The sequence below is a fragment of the Brevundimonas vancanneytii genome (assembly GCF_901421975.1).
GTDB lineage: Bacteria > Pseudomonadota > Alphaproteobacteria > Caulobacterales > Caulobacteraceae > Brevundimonas > Brevundimonas diminuta.
Genome location: NZ_LR588407.1, coordinates 2512310 through 2529475, shown reverse-complemented (window position 1 = coordinate 2529475; position 17166 = coordinate 2512310). Strand labels below are relative to the sequence as shown.

The 17166-nt window shown below is 69.2% G+C and carries 16 protein-coding genes; 10 read left to right on the top strand and 6 right to left on the bottom strand.

Features of this window, described 5'->3' with window-relative positions; all coding sequences use genetic code 11:
* Positions 1-82: 82 nt before the first annotated feature.
* From FGL25_RS12550 to FGL25_RS12535, 4 genes are all read left to right on the top strand, one after another.
* Complete coding sequence (locus FGL25_RS12550) at positions 83-724, top strand: peroxiredoxin (RefSeq protein ID WP_112999513.1); 642 nt, start codon at positions 83-85, stop codon at positions 722-724.
* Positions 721-1128 carry an ArsR/SmtB family transcription factor gene (locus FGL25_RS12545; RefSeq protein WP_138141875.1) on the top strand — a complete coding sequence of 136 codons (408 nt, stop codon included), beginning with the start codon at positions 721-723 and terminating at the stop codon, positions 1126-1128. Before FGL25_RS12550 ends, FGL25_RS12545 begins: the two co-directional genes overlap by 4 nt.
* A 113-nt stretch (positions 1129-1241) precedes the next feature.
* Positions 1242-2381 carry an ABC transporter substrate-binding protein gene (locus tag FGL25_RS12540; RefSeq protein WP_138141874.1) on the top strand — a complete coding sequence of 380 codons (1140 nt, stop codon included), beginning with the start codon at positions 1242-1244 and terminating at the stop codon, positions 2379-2381.
* 20 nt (positions 2382-2401) lie between these two features.
* Positions 2402-3472 carry a YncE family protein gene (locus FGL25_RS12535; protein ID WP_138141873.1) on the top strand — a complete coding sequence of 357 codons (1071 nt, stop codon included), beginning with the start codon at positions 2402-2404 and terminating at the stop codon, positions 3470-3472.
* A 233-nt stretch (positions 3473-3705) separates the two neighbouring features.
* On the opposite strand, the gene FGL25_RS12530 is transcribed toward FGL25_RS12535, so the two are convergent.
* Both FGL25_RS12530 and FGL25_RS12525 read right to left on the bottom strand, forming a co-directional pair.
* Positions 3706-4491: an ABC transporter ATP-binding protein gene (locus FGL25_RS12530; protein WP_138141872.1), complete on the bottom strand. Its 786-nt coding sequence runs from the start codon at positions 4489-4491 to the stop codon at positions 3706-3708.
* Positions 4488-5546 carry a FecCD family ABC transporter permease gene (locus FGL25_RS12525; RefSeq protein ID WP_138141871.1) on the bottom strand — a complete coding sequence of 353 codons (1059 nt, stop codon included), beginning with the start codon at positions 5544-5546 and terminating at the stop codon, positions 4488-4490. Before FGL25_RS12525 ends, FGL25_RS12530 begins: the two co-directional genes overlap by 4 nt.
* A 356-nt stretch (positions 5547-5902) precedes the next feature.
* Between FGL25_RS12525 and FGL25_RS12520 the strand changes: the two genes are divergently transcribed.
* On the top strand, positions 5903-6385 hold the full coding sequence (locus tag FGL25_RS12520; RefSeq protein ID WP_138141870.1) for a hypothetical protein: 483 nt from the start codon (positions 5903-5905) through the stop codon (positions 6383-6385).
* A gap of 50 nt (positions 6386-6435) precedes the next feature.
* Here FGL25_RS12520 and FGL25_RS12515 read toward each other — a convergent pair whose 3' ends face one another.
* A complete protein-coding gene (locus tag FGL25_RS12515) occupies positions 6436-7857 on the bottom strand; it encodes a YncE family protein (protein ID WP_138141869.1) in 1422 nt (473 codons plus the stop codon).
* An 18-nt stretch (positions 7858-7875) separates the two neighbouring features.
* On the bottom strand, positions 7876-9981 hold the full coding sequence (locus tag FGL25_RS12510; protein WP_138141868.1) for a TonB-dependent receptor domain-containing protein: 2106 nt from the start codon (positions 9979-9981) through the stop codon (positions 7876-7878).
* Between the two features lie 171 nt (positions 9982-10152).
* On the opposite strand from FGL25_RS12510, the gene FGL25_RS12505 reads away from it, so the two are divergent.
* Positions 10153-11223 carry a LysR family transcriptional regulator gene (locus tag FGL25_RS12505; RefSeq protein WP_252970169.1) on the top strand — a complete coding sequence of 357 codons (1071 nt, stop codon included), beginning with the start codon at positions 10153-10155 and terminating at the stop codon, positions 11221-11223.
* Here FGL25_RS12505 and FGL25_RS12500 read toward each other — a convergent pair.
* Both FGL25_RS12500 and FGL25_RS12495 read right to left on the bottom strand, forming a co-directional pair.
* Entirely contained in the window at positions 11188-12585 is a 1398-nt protein-coding gene (locus FGL25_RS12500; RefSeq protein WP_138141867.1) for a sensor histidine kinase, read from the bottom strand. The genes FGL25_RS12505 and FGL25_RS12500 overlap by 36 nt on opposite strands.
* Positions 12563-13240, bottom strand: a complete 678-nt coding sequence (locus FGL25_RS12495; protein WP_046651725.1) for a winged helix-turn-helix domain-containing protein — start codon at positions 13238-13240, stop codon at positions 12563-12565. The genes FGL25_RS12500 and FGL25_RS12495 overlap by 23 nt, the downstream gene beginning before the upstream one ends.
* A 141-nt stretch (positions 13241-13381) precedes the next feature.
* Between FGL25_RS12495 and FGL25_RS12490 the strand changes: the two genes are divergently transcribed.
* The 4 genes from FGL25_RS12490 to FGL25_RS12475 are packed head-to-tail and all read left to right on the top strand — an operon-like array spanning position 13382 to position 17158.
* Positions 13382-14629 (top strand): isochorismate synthase, encoded by a 1248-nt coding sequence (locus FGL25_RS12490; RefSeq protein WP_252970168.1) that lies wholly within the window; start codon positions 13382-13384, stop codon positions 14627-14629.
* Complete coding sequence (locus FGL25_RS12485) at positions 14626-16254, top strand: (2,3-dihydroxybenzoyl)adenylate synthase (protein WP_138141865.1); 1629 nt, start codon at positions 14626-14628, stop codon at positions 16252-16254. The genes FGL25_RS12490 and FGL25_RS12485 overlap by 4 nt, the downstream gene beginning before the upstream one ends.
* On the top strand, positions 16251-16898 hold the full coding sequence (locus FGL25_RS12480; protein ID WP_138141864.1) for an isochorismatase family protein: 648 nt from the start codon (positions 16251-16253) through the stop codon (positions 16896-16898). The genes FGL25_RS12485 and FGL25_RS12480 overlap by 4 nt, the downstream gene beginning before the upstream one ends.
* Positions 16895-17158, top strand: coding sequence for a phosphopantetheine-binding protein (locus tag FGL25_RS12475; RefSeq protein ID WP_024353927.1), 264 nt, complete (start codon positions 16895-16897; stop codon positions 17156-17158). Before FGL25_RS12480 ends, FGL25_RS12475 begins: the two co-directional genes overlap by 4 nt.
* The last annotated feature ends 8 nt before the right edge of the window (positions 17159-17166 follow it).

The following is a 17166-nucleotide window of genomic DNA, read 5'->3' as shown; positions in this document are numbered from 1 at the left end:
CAAGCAATTAGATATTTACATATTATATACAAGTAATTGTTTTCAAGGTGCGCTGCACCCCGACTGCGCGTAGCCCTATGGCATGGAAACCGACTCGATGACGGACACGCCTTTCCTGCGGCCGCTGCGGATCAATGAGGCGGCGCCGGATTTCACCGCGCGCACGACGCGCGGCCAGCGTCGGCTGAGCGACTATCGCGGGCGGTGGCTGGCCTTCTTCTCGCACCCGGCGGATTTCACCCCGGTCTGCACCAGCGAGTTCATCGCCCTGGCCCGGCGTCAGGCGGACTTCAACGCCATCGGCTGCGAGCTGCTGGGGCTGTCGGTCGACAGCCTCTATTCCCACCTGGCCTGGTTGAAGGATATCCGCGACCGCTTCGGCGTGACGGTGGAGTTTCCGATCATCGAAGATCCCTCCATGGTCATCGCCCAGGCCTATGGGATGATCGACCCGGCGGCACCGGACAGCGCCTCGGTGCGCGCCACCTTCGTCATCGATCCGAACGGCGTGGTGCGGGCGATCAGCTGGTACCCGATGAACGTCGGCCGCTCGATCGAGGAGTTGCTGCGGCTGGTCACGGCCCTGCAGGCGGCGGATCGGGAAGGGGCTTCGGCGCCCGAGGGCTGGACGCCGGGCGCGCCCCTGCTTCAGGCGGCGCCGACCGACCTGGGCGATGTGCTGTCGGGCGATGACGCCTGGTATTATCAACCGGCGTCGCGATGACCCCCGGCGGCGATCTGGAACGGTTGAAGGCGGCCGCGCCCGAGGCGGCTGAACTGCTGCGGCAACTGGCCAACGCCAATCGCCTGCTGATCCTGTGCCATATCGCGCAGCAGGAGCGTTCGGTCGGTCAGTTGGAACAGGAGCTGGGCCTGCGCCAGCCGGGCCTGTCGCAACAGTTGGCCGAGCTGCGCCAGTCGGGGCTGGTGAAGACCCGGCGCGAGTCGCGCTCCATCTATTATTCGCTGGCTGACGAACGCGCCGAGGCCGTCATGGCCATGCTGCACCGCATCTTCTGCGACGATCCCAAGGCCCTGACCGAGGCCGTGCGTCAAGAAGCGGCGCCGGACCAGGCGCTTCTCCGCGGGGACGCCGCCCGTTTCGCCCGGATCATCCCGCCGCGCTGAACAATCGCGCCGCCTCATGCGACAAATCAGCGATTGAAGCTGACACTGATTATCATTAAGCGTCGAGGCGAAACGCCGCTGGCGTCGCTGATGAATGGGCGGAGAACGGGTCGATGGTCGAGGTGAGGTTGGGACGTCGGGCCCTGCTGATGGGCGCCGCCGCCCTGATGGCGACAGGGGCCGCCGCCTGTACGCGCCGCGATGCGGCCGGCCCGTCCTCGCTGCTGACCGACCTGCGCGACCGGCCGCTGGCGATCACCCCGCCGGTGACGAAGCTGTCGATCGACGACAGCCGCTTCCTGATCGCCCTGTCGCTGATCCATCCCGATCCGGTCAGCCTGCTGGCCGCCTGGGCGGGCGACGTGAACCGCCTCAGCCCGGACATCTACGCCGCCTATCTGGAAAAGTCGCCGACGCTGGCGAGCCTGCCCAAGACGCCGAGTTCGGCCGCCGCCTTCAACGTCGAGGCCGTGCTGGGCGCCCAGCCGCAGGTGGCCCTGGTGTCGCTGGATTCCGGCCCGACCGACGCCCAGACGGCCCAGTTGGAGCAGGCGGGCGTGCGCGTGGCCTATATCGACTTCTTCCAGCACCCGTTCGAGAACCAGCCGCGCAGCCTGTCCCTGCTGGGGGCCATGATCGGCCGCGAGGAACAGGCGGAAGCCTACAACGCCTTCCGCGCCTCCAGGCTGAAGACCATCTCCGACCGCGTGGCCGGTCTAAGGGACGAGCAGAAGCCGACCGTCTTCCTGGAGGCGCACGCGGGCAATGGGCCGGACTGCTGCAACTCGGTGGGCGCCGGGAACATCGGCGACTATCTGACCTTCGTCGGCGCCCGCAACATCGGCGCCGAGGTGCTGAAACAGCCGTCGGGCAAGCTGAACCTGGAGTTCGTGGTCGAGCGCGATCCCGACATCTACATCGCCACCGGCGGCCCGCATCTGGAGAAGACCGGCGGCTTCGTCGTCGGCCCGAAATACGACGTCGAGACCTCGCGCGCCTCGTTGCGCCGCGTGGCCGGGCGACGGGGCCTGTCGACCCTGAAGGCTGTGCGCGAGGGCAGGGTGCACGGCCTGTCGCACCAGTTGATCAATTCGCCCATCGACATCGTCGCTGCCGAAGTCCTGGCTAAGTGGATCCAGCCCGAGCTGTTCGCTGACCTGGATCCGCGCGCGACGCTGGACGCGATCAACAAGGACTTTCTGGCCGTCCCCTATCGCGGGGACTACTGGACCGACCTGGTCCCGGCCGCCTGATTTCACCCCGGAGAACCGCCATGATCACCCTTCGCAACGGCATCCTGACCGCCGCCGCCTTCGCCGCCCTGGCGATGGCGTCGACCGCCTCGGCCCAGACGATCGAGAAGACCGTCAAGGTCGCCCCCGGCGGCCTGTACGAGATCGTCTTCAACCCGGCCGACAACGACCTCTATGTCGCCGCCGTCGGCCCGCGCGGCGCCAACCAGGCCCAGATCGTCCGCCTGCAGGGCCAGACGCTGGAGCCGGAATCCTCGGTCGACGTCTCGGCCAATCCGCTGTTCGGCCTGAACCTGAACACCCGCACCCAGGTGCTGTACGGCACGGACACGCGTTCGGGCGTGATCACGGCCATCAACGCCCGCACCGGCGAAGTGATCGCCACCATCCGCAACGGCGACGAAGAGGGCGCCCACGTTCGCCAGGTCGTCGTCGATGAGGCGAACAACAAGGTCTACATCAGCGTCGTCGGCGGCGAGGCGGGCGACGCCTCCAAGCCGAACCTGATCTGGGTCATCGACGGCGCGACCAATACGGTCGAACGCACCATCACCGCCACGGTCGGTGGCCTGACCGGCGCGGCGCTCGATCCCGCGACCAACCGCCTCTACGTCACGGGCATGAGCAGCAATGAAGTCGCCGCCATCGACCTGGCCACCGGCGAGACGGTCGGCAAATGGCCGTCGCACGGCGACTCGACCATCAACGTCGCCGTCGATTCCGAAGGCCGCCGCCTGTTCGTCGCCAATCAGAAATCGGGCGAGCTGACGGTGCTGAACGCCGACACCGGCGCCCTGATCCAGAAGATCACCACTGGCGCGGGCGCCCTGAGCGTCGCCTACAACGGCGCGGTCAAGCAGATCTACGTCGCCAACCGTCAGGCGGGCACGGTGACGGTGATCGATTCCGACACCTATGCGGTGAAGGCGAACCTGGAGACGGGCACCTTCCCTCAGACCATCGCCATCGACCGCGCGACCAACGCCGTCTACGTCTCGAACAAGGCCCGCGGTCTGCCGCGCGGCGCCCCGGCGGGCACGCCGGTCCCGGTCGACCCGACCGGCGACGTGGTGACGCTGATCCGTCCGTAAGACGATTGGCAGCCCTCTCCCGGTGGGAGAGGGCTTGAGCGCGCGGCGGCGCAGCCGTCGCTCTTGCGCGAAAGGGTGAGGGTTCTGTCCATACCTTCGGCGCAAGCCGCCGCGCAAACTTCAGCACAACGGCCATTCGGCCGACTTCACCCGCGAACCCTCACCCTTTCGCCTGCGCCAATCGCCTCCGGCTCTTGGAGGCTCAAGCCCTCTCCCATCGGGAGAGGGAGCGCTTAGCTCAGCACGTCGTCGATCATGACCTGCAGCGCGCCGCGGTCGCAGCGCTGGACGCGGGCGGAGACGCGATAGACCTCGGCCAGAATGCCCGGCGTGATGGCCTCGTCCGGCGTTCCGAAAGCGACCAGTTTTCCCTTGGCCATGACGGCGATCCGGTCCGAGACGCGCGCGGCCGCCTGCAGGTCGTGCAGGACGATCATCACCGTCATGCCCCGTTCGGCCGCCGCCTCGCGCGCCAGGTCCAGCACGCGCAGCTGATAGTGCAGGTCCAGTGCGCTGGTCGGCTCGTCCAGCAGCAGCAGGCGCGGCTCGCGCGCCAGAGCCTGAGCCAGGCCCGCCAGCTGCTTCTGACCGCCCGACAGCCGGTCCAGACGCTGTCCGGCCAGAGCCTCGGCGTTGATCCGTTGCAGCACCTCATAGGCGCGCTCGGCCGCCTGGGCGTCGGTGTAGACGGCGCCGCGAAGGGGCGTGGCGCGGATCGAGGCCACCACCGTCTCCAGCACCGTCAGGGCCACGCCCTGCGGCAGGGTCTGCGGCATGTAGGTGACGCGCTTGGCCCGATCGGCCAGCGACAGCCGGGTCAGTTCGGCCTCGTCCAGACGGATCGAGCCGTGCGCCGGGATCAGGCCCGCCAGACTGCGCAGCAGGGTGCTCTTGCCCGCGCCGTTGGGGCCGACGACGGACACGACTTCGCCTGCGGTCAGGGGAGGCAGGCTGAAGCCGCTGATGATGGGTTGGCCGCCGTAGCCGGCGTCGAGGCCGCTGATCGACAGGTCGCTCATGCCCGGCCTCCGTTGCGGAAGATCAGCAGCAGGAAGACCGGCACCCCGATGACGGCGGTGACGATGCCGACGGGCATCAGCACGCCCGGCACGATGATCTTGGACGCCGCCGAGGCCAGCGACATGATGACCGCCCCGGCCAGCACGCTGGCGGGCAGGAAGTAGCGGTGATCCTCGCCCACCAGCAGGCGGGCGATGTGCGGTCCGACCAGGCCGATGAAGCCGATGGCGCCGACGAAGGCCACGGCCGTCGCCGACAGCAGGCTGACCCGCAACAGCGACAGGAAGCGCAGCCGCTTCACATCGACGCCGAAGCTCATGGCCCGGTCCTCGCCCAGCCGCAGGGCCGTCAGGGCGCGCGAGGACAGAAGCGAGAAGGGCGTCACCACGACCAGCACCACCGCCAGGGCCGCGACATTGCTCCATGTCGCGCGCGACAGCGATCCCATGGTCCAGAACACCAGTTGCTGCAGCGCCTCGGCCGAGGACAGGAACTGCACTAGGGCCGTCAGGGCGTTGAAGGCGAAAACGAGCGCGATGCCGAACAGGACGATGCTCTCGATCCCCGACCCCTTCATGCGCGCCAGAGCCTGCAGCGCCAGCACCGAACCGAAGGCGAAGACGAAGGCGTTCAGCGGCACCAGCCAGTCCGCTCCGATGAAGGAGGCGCCCAGGCCGAGCACGATCGCCAGCGACGCGCCGAACGACGCGGCCGAGGAGACGCCCAGCGTAAAGGGGCTGGCCAGCGGATTGTTCAGCACCGTCTGCATCTCGGCGCCCGCCAGGGCCAGGGCCGCCCCGACCATCATCGCCATCAGGGCGTAGGGCAGGCGCACCTGCCAGACGATGGCCTGCTGGGCCGTGGTCAGGCTGGACGGATCGAACACCCCTTGCAGCACCGTCAGGGGCGAGATCGACGAGGGGCCGGTGGCGATGTCGAGCAGCAGGGCCGCCGCCGCCAGCGCGGCCAAAACGGCGATGGCGAACAGCTTGGTCCGCACGCTTCTGGAATAGGCGACAACCGCCTCGGGCACGGCGTTTTCAGCGTTCGCCAATTCACGAACTCCACTCAGAGAATGCGTCGCAATACATATCTATGGCCAGATAGGCTAGGGTGGCCGTATGACGCTGACCTCGCCCGCCCCTGCAGACCCGTCCCAGAAGGACGCGGCTCCCGACACGACCCAGCCCTACGCCATCCGCCTGCCCGCTGTCGATGGCGCGCCGGCCGTGGATGTGCGGGTGGCGACGCCGCAGGGCGAACGGCCGCCCGGCGGCTGGCCGGTTCTGGTGCTGCTGGAGGGGGAGGCCTTTTTCGATACGGCCGCCCAGGTCGCCGGACGGCTGCTGCGGCGCTCGGCCAAGACGCGGGTGGATGCGATGATGACGGCGGGGCGTCAGCCTGTCGGGCGTGGCCGATCGCGTGGCCGCCTACGCCTTCACGCCGGGGCCGCAGAGCCAGGCGCCCGAGCCGCGCGGCGCGGCCCTGCTGGCGCGCCTGAGTTCGGAGGTGTTGCCGCAACTGGCGGCCCTCGGCGCCGATCCCGAGCAGGCGGTGCTGATGGGACATTCCATGTCGGGCCTTTTCGTTCTGGAGGCGCGCGCCGCCGGAGCGCCCTTCGTCCGTTACGCTGCGATCAGCCCGTCGATCTGGTGGAACCCGGCGGTGGTCGCCGCCCAGCCCGAGAGCGCGAACCTGCTGGTCGCGGTCGGCGCCCGCGAGGAGATGGAGGGGCTGCCGTTCGCGCACCTGGCCCGGCGTATGGTCTCCAACGCCCGCGATCTGGAGGCCCGTGGGGCGAGCCTGCGGGTGCTGGAGGACGAGGATCACGGCTCGACGCCCTATGCGGCCTTGCCGACTGTGCTGCGCTTCGCCGCGCCTTATCGAGGCTAGTCGCGGCGGCAAGAAAAAAGCCCCCGCGCCGGGCGCGGGGGCTGTTCGGATCAACGCGCCGGGCGGATGCGCAGCACGGAGTCGTTTCCGTCCGTGGTCCAGCCGGACTTGACCGCGACATAGACGTTGCCGCGACCATCGGTCGAGACGTGGTTCGCCACCGGCGGGGCGGGCAGGTTGGCGACGATGCGGCCGTCGACGTCCGTCACCGTCACCGTGCCCGCGCCGAAGGTGCTGACGAAGGCGCGACGCGACTTCGGCTCGAACACCACGTTCAGGGCGCCCGCGCCGACCGGGGTGTCGGCCACGACCGAGCCGTCCGAACCGTTCAGCACCACCAGGTTGTCGGTGCCCTGGGCCGCGACGAAGATGCGGTCGGTCTGCGGATCGTGCGAGACGCCGATCACGCTGCGCGCGCCGGGCACGCGGAAGACGTTCAGCACGGTGTCGGCGGCCGCGTCGATGACCGCGACCTCATTGGTCGAGTTGGAGGCGACGTACAGGCGACGCGCTTCGCGGTCGTAGGAGACGCTGGCGGCCGAGAAGGTCTCGCCGCGCACGGTCGAGTCGATCTTGATGCGCTTGGCGACCGTCAGGGCGGCGGTGTCGAACACCACGACCTCGGGCTCGAAGGTGGCGCTGGCGTAGGCCTTGCCGTGCTCTTCGTCGATGACGACGTCGCGGGCGTGGTTGACCGTGCCCGGCTCGAACTGACGCACCAGCGACAGGTCCGACTGGCGATAGACGGCGACCGTGTTCTGACGGCTGTTCGAGACCCAGACGGTGTCGTTGGCGTCATCGACGCCGACGCCGTAGACGGCGAAGACGCCGCCGTCCTGGGGCTGGCCGTCGCGGCCGGCGCGGCCCGGCGCAGCGGCCGGGGTGATGCGGGCCTCGACCGCCAGGGTGTCGGCGTTCAGGCGCAGCAGCTCCGACTGGCGCACCGGCGGGCGGCCGACCGCCGAGGTGGCGAAGACGGCGTTGCGCTTGGCGCTATAGGCGGTCTGGTACAGGCCGCGCGTGGGCTGGATGCTGGTGATCCGATAGGCCGCTTCATTCGACAGCGGCACGTTCGGCGAGATCTTCAGATCGGCCAGGACGGCGTTATAGGGCGACTGCGACACCGCCACGATCGGGTGGTTGCCGGGCTGGGCGTTCGCCGGCAGCGTCAGGCGCGCTTCGAAGCCGCCCTCGGCGTTCGCCGTGATCGGGCCGGTCGACAGCGGCGTCTGGCCGTACATCAGGACGATGCTCTGGCCCGGATGGAAGCCGCGGCCATTGGCCACGACCGGGCCGCCCGGCAGGACGGGCTTGCCGCGTTCGCCGGACGAGAAGCCGACCTGGCCGCCGTCCAGGCGTTCGGGCGCCGAGAACAGGGCCTGGGCCGAAGCCAGGGTCGGAACGGCGACGGCCGAAGCCGCCAGGAGCGCGCCGAGGGCGGCGCCGCGAAGGGATTTGCGTAGGGTCGTCATGATCGCAGTTTCTCCGGATCAGAAGCGGGTGGTCAGGCCAAGGAAGAAGCGGCGGCCGGGCGAGTAGTAGCCATCGCCGGCGGTGCCGCTGACCTTCTCGTTGAAGAGGTTGGAGACCCCGGCGCGCAGGGTCACCGTGTCGGACGCCTCATAGGCGGAGGTCAGGTCGAACTCGGTGCGGGCGTTGGTCAGGGTCGAGCCGCCGCTCAGCTGTTCGCCGGTGTACTGGGCCGATAGCATGAGCCCCAGGCGGTCCGTCGCCCGCCAGTCCAGCGAGGCGTAACCCGACCATTCCGGCGTGGTGATCAGGCTGGCCCCGGTGTCCAGGTTCTTGGCCTCGATCATCCAGGTGGCGTTGCCGCGCAGGGTCAGGTCGTAGGGCAGGGCCGCCGAACCGCTGAGCTCCAGGCCCTTGGTGCGGGCGCGCTGGACGTTCTCGTTCTTGGTCCACCAGCGGCCTTCGAAATAGCCCAGCGGCGCGTACTGGATCTTGTTCTCGAAGTCGGTGTGGAAATAGGTGGCGGCGAAGCTGTAGGCGGCGCCGTCATAGGCGAAGCCGAACTCGTAGCTGGTGCTTTCCTCGGGCTTGAGGTTCGGATTGCCCGCCATCCAGCAGCCGCCTGAGGTGTAGACCAGCGGATTGCCGTTTCCGTCCAGGATCGGATTGCCGTTCTTGTCCTTGGCGGCCATGCCGATCAGGCCCCGGCAGCCGTTGCCGCCGGACTGGGTCGCGGCGCCGGCGCTGTTCTCCTTCAGGGACGGGGCGCGGAAGCCCTTGGAGACGCCGCCGCGCAGGGTCCAGGCCTCGGCCGGATGCCAGACCAGATAGGCGCGCGGGCTGAAGTGCTCGCCGTACTTGTCGTGGCTGTCCAGGCGGCCGCCCAGCGTCAGCAGCAGGCTTTCGCGCAGGGTGATCTGGTCCTCGGCGAAGATCGCCGCCGTGTCGCCCTTCAGCGTGGCCCCGGTGATGACGTTGCCGTCATAGTCGATCGGCACCGTGCCGATGGTGTCGGTGTTGGTCAGCTCTTCCTGACGGTACTGGGCGCCGATGGCGAACTTGTGCAGCCAGACGAAGGTCTTTTCGAAATTCCACAGGCCGTCGACGATCCACTCCTCGAATTCGCCGGAGCCGCCGTACTCGCCCATCGCCTTGTTCTCGAAGGCGTTGCGATAGACGTCCAGGCGCGTCTTGCCGAAGGACCATTCGCCTTCGTGGCTGGCGCGGAAGTTGGTGCGTTCGGTTTCCGAGCCGAAGGCCCCCTGCGGCGTCAGCACGCCGTTGCGGTTCGGCACCAGCAGCTTGGGAGCCAGGGGCTCCTCCACCCCATAGTTGGCCTCGAACGAGAGGTTGTGGTTCTCGACGGGCGCCCAGTTCAGCACGCCGTTCAGGCTCTTGTTGACGACGCCGCCCGTGCCGTTGGCGCCGGAGAGGTTCACTTCGTCGGGATTGGTGCGGGCGTAGGTCGCGCCCAGGCGCAGGCCCAGGTTCTCCGTGAGCGGGCCGGCCACGTTGACGCCCAGCTGATAGGCGTCGCCGCGCTCGGAATCCTCGGACCAGGTGTAGCTGGTGTTGGCCGACCCGCGCCACGTCGGGGCGATCTTGCGGGTGATGATGTTGATGACGCCGCCCATGGCGTCGGAGCCGTAGAGCGACGACATCGGCCCGCGCACCACCTCGATGCGCTCGATCATGTCGGGCGAGATCCAGTTCAGATCCTGGCGGCCCAGGTCGGGGCGATAGCTGATGTCGCGCGAGTTGCCGACGCGACGCCCGTCGACCAGAACCAGGGTGTAGTTGTCCGGCAGGCCGCGGATGGTGATCTTGGACATGGCGCCGGTCGGGCTGACGCCGCCGGTCACGCCGGGCAGACGGCCCAGCAGTTCGCCCAGGCTCTGCACCGGCTGGCGCTCGATCTCGTCGCGGCTGATGACGCTGACCGAGGCCGGGGCGTCGCGCACGTCGACGGCCGAGCCCGAGGCGGTCACGATCACGTCGCCGACGGCGGTGGCCTGCGGATCGACGCCTGAGAGATCGGCGGGAATCGTCTCGGCCAGGACCGGCGATGTGGCGAGCAGGGTGGTTGTCATCAGGCCCAGCCCGATGCGGCGTTTCGATAGGTGCATCTGCGCCCCCAAAGGCGTGCGTTGGCGGGCGACGAGCGCCCGAGGAGGGGAGGAAAGCTCGACCGTGCGAGCGGCTCGCTCCTAATAATCATTCGCAATATTGTCTCAATGTCGGATTCGGCATGGGGCCTATTCGCCCAGCCGCATGAGGGCGCGGCCGTCGGAGGCGTGATGGGCCGGGGAGCAAAGGCCTATGTCGATATGTTGCAATTAAGAGGCGTTCTTAATACAGCGGAGGCCGACGCGCCGGGCGTCATGCAGCGAGGCCATATGTCGGGGCGACTTCCCCACCGCGTGGATTTCACCCTGCTTCAGCATCTTCAGGTGCTGATCGAGCTGCGCAGCGTCTCGCGCGCAGCCGAGCGCCTGGGCATCGGCCAGCCGGCGATGAGCCGCATCCTGGCCCGGCTGCGCGATCAGTTCGACGACCCTCTGCTGGTGCGCGGGCCGCGCGGCATGATGCCGACGCCGCGCGCCGAGGCCCTGTCCGGTCCCTTGCGCGCCTGGCTCGACGCGGGCGAGAGCCTGCTGCGCGACCCCGGCCTGGACGTCGGGCGGATGAAGCGGGTGTTCCGCCTGGCCTCCACCGACTTCGGCCTGCTCAGCGTTCTGACGCCGGCCCTGGCCCGTATCGAGCACGAGGCGTCGGGGGTGGAGCTGGCGGTCGAGCCTCTGTCGGACGCCAGCCTGCGGCGGCTGGAGGACGGCCGGCTGGATATGGTGTTGACCGGCTGGAGCCCCGAAGGCGCGGGGCTGAAGTCGCGCTGGCTGTTCCGCGAAACTCATCTGGGCCTGGCGCGGCCGGATCATCCGGTGCATCAGGCGACGCCGACGCACGCCGAACTGTTGCGCTGGCCCCATGTCGTCCCCTCGGCGGGGGACGGCTTCGGCGACTGGGTGGCGGATGACCTGCCGGACATGGCCGAGCGCCGCGTCCTAGTGCGGGCCGAGAGCTTCGCCCTGGTTCCCTATCTGTTGCAGACCAGCGAAGCGGTGGCTCTGCTGCCGCGTCGGGCGGCCGAGCATTTCGCGGCGACGCATGGTCTCGGCGCCTTTCCAGCGCCGCAGGAGATGCGGCCGTTCGACTACCATCTGGTCTGGCACGAACGCTCGGACGGGGACGCCGGAACCCAGTGGTTGATCGACGCCCTCTTCGCTGAATTCGAGCCAGGCCCCGCACCGGTGGGGGCTGACGGCGCAGACGGTTCAGGAGACGGTCGGCAGCGCCAGTTCCACGGCTAGTCCGGGCCGGTTGTCGTCCAGCCGCAGTTCGCCGCCGTGCGCCCGCGCCACGGCGGCCACCATGGCCAGGCCCAGGCCCGCGCCGGACGTATGGCCGCTCCCGCCCTGACCAAGGCGATAGAAGCGGCGCAGGATCTTGTCGCGCTCGGCTTCCGGCACGCCGGGGCCGTGGTCGGCGACGCGGACGACCGCCCGGCCTTTTTCGCTGCACGTCGAGACCTCGATTCGGCCGCCGCCATGGAAGACGGCGTTCTCGATCAGGTTGGCCAGGGCCTGCTGGATCAGGGCGGGATCGGCCTCGACCGTTCCTGTAGGGGCGAGGGCGACGGTCAGGCGCCCGCCCGCCTCTTCGACGAAGGGGCTGTAGATGTCGGCCACCGTGGCGGCCAAGGCGGCGAGATCCAGCCGTTCGGTCTGCAAGGCGGCGTCGCCGCTCTCGATCCGCGCCAGGGTCAGCAAGGCCTCGAACAGGGCGCTGACCTGATCCGTCTCCTCCAGCGCGCGTTCGACGGCGGCCTCGCGCGCCTGGGCGTCGTCCAGATTGGCGGCCAGATCCTCCAGTCGATTGCGGATCCGGTTCAGCGGCGCGCGCAGTTCGTGAGCCACGCCCTCGGACAGGGTCTTCAGCGTCGTCAGCGCCGCCTCCTGCCGGTCCAGCATTCGGTTCAGATTGGCCGACAGTTCGTTGAACTCTCGCCCCAGGCCGACGGCGGGCAGGCGCGCCGAATCCTGGCCGGCGATGATGCGGCCGACCGCCTGGTTGACGTCTTCCAGACGCCGCAGGAACAGCCGTCCCGCGAACCAGCCGCCGGCCAGAGCCAGCAGGATCAGGACGATCCCGCTCATCAGGGCGTAGCGGCGGATGCCGCCGCGCAGCTCGTCCAGATGCTGGATGTCGCGTCCGACCGCCAGCAGGCCGCCGTCGGAGGCCCGCGCGCTCAGCGCCAGCATGTTCGGCGTCTGGTCGGGCCATCGCGCGGGGCGCGCCTTGTTGGGCAGGTTGCGGCGGAAGCCGGTCTCATTGACCGCCAGCCGCGTCAGGCCGTTGGAGAAGGTGCTGCCGTCCGGCGCCTCGACCAGCAGCAGATAGCGCCGGGCGTCGCGGTTGCGGGCCTCGGCGTTCAGCTCCTGCACCAGCTGGGCCGTGCCGTGCCGGTCAGCGTCGGCGCGCATGACGTCCATCTGATGGTTCAGCCCGTCGCGGACCTCGGCCTCGGCGAAGCGCATCAGCCCATAGTCCACGCCCGCGATCATCACCGCCGCGCCCAGTCCGAACAGGGCCGAGAAGGCGGCGGCGTAGCGCAGGCTGGCCGTGGACCAGACCGAGGGGCGTTTGGGCTCAGTCCGGGGCCTTGAGGACATAACCCACCCCCCGGATGGTGTGGATCAGCTCCTGATCGAAGCCGCGATCCACCTTGGCGCGCAGGCGGCTGATGTGGGCGTCGATCAGATTGGCGCGGGGGTCGAAGTGAAAGCCCCACAGGCTTTCCAGCAGCATGGTGCGCGTCACGGCGTGACCGGCGTTGCGCGCCAGCCGCTCCAACAGTTTGAACTCATGCGGGGTCAGGTCCAGCGTCCGGCCCGCGCGGGTCGCCCGGTGGGCGGCCACGTCGACCTCCAGATCGGCGACCCGATGCCGCGTCGTGGCTTCGGCCAGCGGGGGGCGCCGCACCAGCGCCTGCAGCCGCGCGCTCAGTTCGCTGAAGGCGAAAGGCTTGACCAGATAGTCGTCGGCGCCCGCGTTCAGCCCCGCCACCCGGTCGTCGACCGAGCCCAGCGCCGTCAGCATCAGCACCGGCGTCTTCAGCCCGCCCGCGCGCATGGCCTGGACCGCTTCCAGACCGAGCAGCCCCGGCATCATGCGGTCAACGACGATGGCGGCGTATGCGCCCTCCATCGCCATGTGCAGACCGGCCTCGCCGTCGCCCGCCTCATCGACCGTATGCCCCTGCTGGCGCAGGCCTTCGGCCACGAAGGCGCGGGTTCGGGCATCATCGTCAATGACAAGCATTCGCATGAGCGCTCTTCTAAACCTCTGCGACGAAACGACCAGACCGGCTTGGAATTAATCTCGCCGCAAGACAATGCGAAGGTTGCTCGGCTATAGGCCAGTTTGTTGCGAATGATATGCAACAGCTTGAGTGCGGCAGGGATCAGCATGGAGTCGAGAATAGCGGAGTTCTGGGGCGCGCCCGATCTGTCGGTTCAGATCGGCGGCGGCGCATCCGAACGGCATGAGGCCGCCGCGCCGAAGGACGACATGGACTGGGCTTTTGGATTGAGCACGCCGGAGCTGCGGCTCTTCACCACGGGCCTGAAGCAGCGCCTGACGCCGGGACCGGCGGCGACCCTGGGCGAGCGCGTGCGCCGCTTCTTCGCCGATCTGCCGGTCGCCCCGGAAACCGATGAGCCGTCGCCGCGCCTGCTGGTCGGCGCCCTGCCGTTCGACCGCAGCGCCGACGACTGCCTGTTCCTGCCCGAGCGCGCCGCCAACCGCATCTGGGACATGCCCTCGGGCGCGCACCGGCCCGCGATCCGCGCCCTGACGCCCGAGCCTTCGCGCGCGGCCTATGAGGCGGCGGTGACGCAGGCGCTTGAGGCCATGCGCGCCTCGCAGGGCGGCGCCGAGCCGGTCGACAAGGTGGTGCTGTCGCGCAGCCTGAAGGTTCAGGGCGACGGCGCGATCGACCCCTTCGCCCTGTGGCGCGACCTGAAGGCCGACCCGACCGCCGCGCGCTTCCTGACGCCGCTTGGTCAAGGGCAGGGCGGGGCCATGCGCCGTCTGGTCGGCGCTACGCCCGAACTGCTGGCGTCCAAGCGCGGCCCGGCCGTCTTCTCACATCCTCTGGCCGGATCGGCCCGCCGCAGCACCGACGTGGTGCAGGACGAGGCGGCGGCGCAAGGCCTGCTGGCCTCCGACAAGGACCGCCGCGAACACGCCCTGGTGGTCGAGGCCATCATGGATCTGCTGGCGCCCTATTGCAGCGACCTGCGCGCGCCGCCCGGCCCGGCGCTCGTCTCGACCCGGACCATGTGGCACCTGGGCACCCGTATCGAGGGGCGGCTGCATCGCCCCGACGAGACTTCCGCCGCCGAACTGGCCGCCCTGCTGCATCCGACGCCCGCCGTCTGCGGCTCGCCGCGCGACCGGGCGGCTGAGATGATCCACGCGCTTGAAGGCTATGACCGGGGCTTCTATGCCGGGGCCGTGGGCTGGACCAACGCCTTCGGCGACGGGGCGTGGTACGTCTCGCTGCGCTGCGCCGAGACGTGCGGCGATCAGGCGCGTCTCTATGCCGGGGCGGGCATTGTCGAAGGCTCCGATCCCGCCGCCGAGGCGGACGAGACGTCGGGTAAGTTCCAGGCCGTCCTGCGCGCCCTGGGCGTGGATGAGGCGAGCGTATGATTCCCCTGCAACAGGTCTGGCCGGACGACATGGCGGCGCATTATCGGGCCAAGGGCTATTGGCGCGGCGAAACCTTCTCCCAACTGCTGCGCAGCCGGGCGGAGGCGCAAGGCGACGCCGTCGCCGTGGTCGGCATGGACCAACGCTGGACCTATGGCGAGCTGCTGGCAAAGGCCGAGACGGCCGCCGCCGGTTTTCTGGCGCTGGGCCTGAAGCCCGGCGACCGGGTGGTGGTGCAGCTGCCCAACCTGCCCGAGTTCCTCAGCGTGGTGTTCGGCCTGTTCCGGGCCAAGCTGATCCCCGTCTATGCGCTGCCCGCGCACCGCTCGACCGAGATCGTCCACTTCGTGACGCGCGCCGAGGCGTCGGCCTATGTCGTGGCCGACCGGCATGAAGGCTTCGACTATCGCGCCCTGGCCCGCGCCGTTCAGGCCGAGGTTCCCGCTCTGCGCCATGTGGTCGTGGTGGGCGAGGCCGAGGAGTTCGCATCCTTCGACGGTTTTCGCGCCGATCCGGCCTCCCTGCCGACGGACGACGCCGATCCGTCCGACGTGGCCTTCCTGCAGATTTCGGGCGGCTCGACCGGCCTGTCCAAGCTGATCCCGCGCACCCACGACGACTATCTCTACAGCGTGCGCGAAAGCGCCGACATCTCGGGGCTGGAGCCGGAGAGCGTCTATCTGACGGCCCTGCCGGCGGCGCATAACTTCCCGATGAGCTCGCCGGGCTATCTGGGCGCCCTCTATGTCGGGGCGACGGTGGTGATGGCGCCGTCGCCGTCGCCGGATGTCTGCTTTCCGCTGATCGAACGCGAGGGGGTGACGATCACCGGACTGGTGCCGCCTCTGGCCCTGCTGTGGATGCAGGCGGCGGCCAATAAGACCCACGACCTGTCCAGCCTTCAGGTGCTGCTGGTCGGCGGGGCGAAGTTCCTGCCCGAGGCGGCGCGGCGCGTGCGCGCTGAACTGGGCTGCACCCTGCAGCAGGTGTTCGGCATGGCCGAGGGGCTGGTCAACTACACCCGGCTGGACGACCCCGAGAGCCTGATCGTCGAGACGCAAGGGCGACCGATCAGCCCCGACGACGAAATCCTGATCGTCGACGACGCAGGCGCGCCGGTGGCCGAGGGCGAGCCGGGCAATCTGCTGACGCGCGGGCCCTATACGATCCGCGCATATCACAATGAACCGGCGGCCAATGCGCGGTCCTTCACCGAGGACGGCTTCTATCGCACCGGCGACGTGGTGCGCCGCACGCCCGAGGGCTATCTGGTCGTCATGGGCCGGGCCACCGACCACATCAACCGCGCGGGCGAGAAGATCTCGGCCGAGGAGGTCGAGGATCATCTTCTGGCCCATCCGGCCGTGTTCGACGCCGCCGTGGTGTCGGTGCCGGACGACTATCTGGGCGAGCGGATCTGCGCCTTCGTCATCCCCAACGGCGCCCCGCCGCGCGGCGTCGAGCTGAAGGCCTGGATGCGCAAGCGCGACATCGCCGACTTCAAGGTGCCGGACCAGATCGTCTTCGTCGACGACTTCGCCGTGACCGCCGTGGGCAAGGTCAGCCGCCGCGAACTGCGCGCGGCCCTGCGTCAGCGCATTCTGGAAGAAGAGGGCAAGGCGTGAGCGTCTCCAGAGGTCTGCCCACCGTCCCGGCCTACGCCCTGCCGACCGAGGCGGAGATCCCCGCCTCGCGCGCCCAGTGGACGCTGGAGCGAGCTCGCGCCGCCCTGCTGGTCCATGACATGCAGCGCTATTTCATGCGCCCCTATGCGCCGGGCGCCGAGCCTCTGCCGGGGCTGATCGCCAACATCGCCCGCCTGATCGCGGCGGCGCGGGCGGCGGGCGTTCCGGTCTTCTACACCGCCCAGCATGGCGATCAGGATCGCCGCGACCGGGGTCTTCAAGCAGATTTGTGGGGACCGGGCATGAGCCGCGCGCCCGAGCATGAAGAGATCCTGCCCGAACTGGCTCCGGCGCCGGGCGACTTCCCTCTGGTCAAGCACCGCTACAGCGCCTTCCAGCGCAGCAACCTCGAGACGCTGATGCGCGTGCGGGGGCGGGACCAGCTGATCGTCTGCGGCGTCTACGCCCACATCGGCTGTCAGCTGACAGCGGCCGAGGCGTTTCAGCGCGATATCGAACCCTTCTTCGTCGCCGATGCGCTTGGCGACTTCTCGCGCGACAAGCATATGGGCGCGGTGGCCTGGGCCGCCGACACCTGCGCCGTGGCCCTTTCGACGGCGCGCGTTCTGGAACGACTGACATGACCAAGCTGACCCCGCAGGATCTGACGCTGGAGCGCATGCGCGCCGATGTCGCCGCCGTGCTGCACGAAACGCCGGACTCCATTCTGGACGACGACAATCTGATGGACCTGGGCGTCGATTCCTTGCGCGCCCTCAACCTGTCGCTGGCGTGGAGCGAGGCGGTGCCGCTGGAGTTCAGCGAACTGGCCGAGCACACCACGCTCGCGGGCTGGTGGAGCGTGGTTCAGGCGCGCCTGCGCGCCGCCGGTCACGACGCCTGACCTGATAT

Excerpts from the sequence above, each read along its gene's own strand:
- FGL25_RS12550 (WP_112999513.1), top strand. The coding sequence starts at position 83 with ATGGAAACCGACTCGATGACGGACACGCCTTTCCTGCGGCCGCTGCGG.
- FGL25_RS12545 (WP_138141875.1), top strand. The coding sequence starts at position 721 with ATGACCCCCGGCGGCGATCTGGAACGGTTGAAGGCGGCCGCGCCCGAG.
- FGL25_RS12540 (WP_138141874.1), top strand. The coding sequence starts at position 1,242 with ATGGTCGAGGTGAGGTTGGGACGTCGGGCCCTGCTGATGGGCGCCGCC.
- FGL25_RS12535 (WP_138141873.1), top strand. The coding sequence starts at position 2,402 with ATGATCACCCTTCGCAACGGCATCCTGACCGCCGCCGCCTTCGCCGCC.
- FGL25_RS12530 (WP_138141872.1), bottom strand. The coding sequence starts at position 4,491 with ATGAGCGACCTGTCGATCAGCGGCCTCGACGCCGGCTACGGCGGCCAA.
- FGL25_RS12515 (WP_138141869.1), bottom strand. The coding sequence starts at position 7,857 with ATGACGACCCTACGCAAATCCCTTCGCGGCGCCGCCCTCGGCGCGCTC.
- FGL25_RS12510 (WP_138141868.1), bottom strand. The coding sequence starts at position 9,981 with ATGCACCTATCGAAACGCCGCATCGGGCTGGGCCTGATGACAACCACC.
- FGL25_RS12505 (WP_252970169.1), top strand. The coding sequence starts at position 10,153 with ATGGGCCGGGGAGCAAAGGCCTATGTCGATATGTTGCAATTAAGAGGC.
- FGL25_RS12500 (WP_138141867.1), bottom strand. The coding sequence starts at position 12,585 with ATGTCCTCAAGGCCCCGGACTGAGCCCAAACGCCCCTCGGTCTGGTCC.
- FGL25_RS12495 (WP_046651725.1), bottom strand. The coding sequence starts at position 13,240 with ATGCGAATGCTTGTCATTGACGATGATGCCCGAACCCGCGCCTTCGTG.
- FGL25_RS12490 (WP_252970168.1), top strand. The coding sequence starts at position 13,382 with ATGGAGTCGAGAATAGCGGAGTTCTGGGGCGCGCCCGATCTGTCGGTT.
- FGL25_RS12485 (WP_138141865.1), top strand. The coding sequence starts at position 14,626 with ATGATTCCCCTGCAACAGGTCTGGCCGGACGACATGGCGGCGCATTAT.
- FGL25_RS12475 (WP_024353927.1), top strand. The coding sequence starts at position 16,895 with ATGACCAAGCTGACCCCGCAGGATCTGACGCTGGAGCGCATGCGCGCC.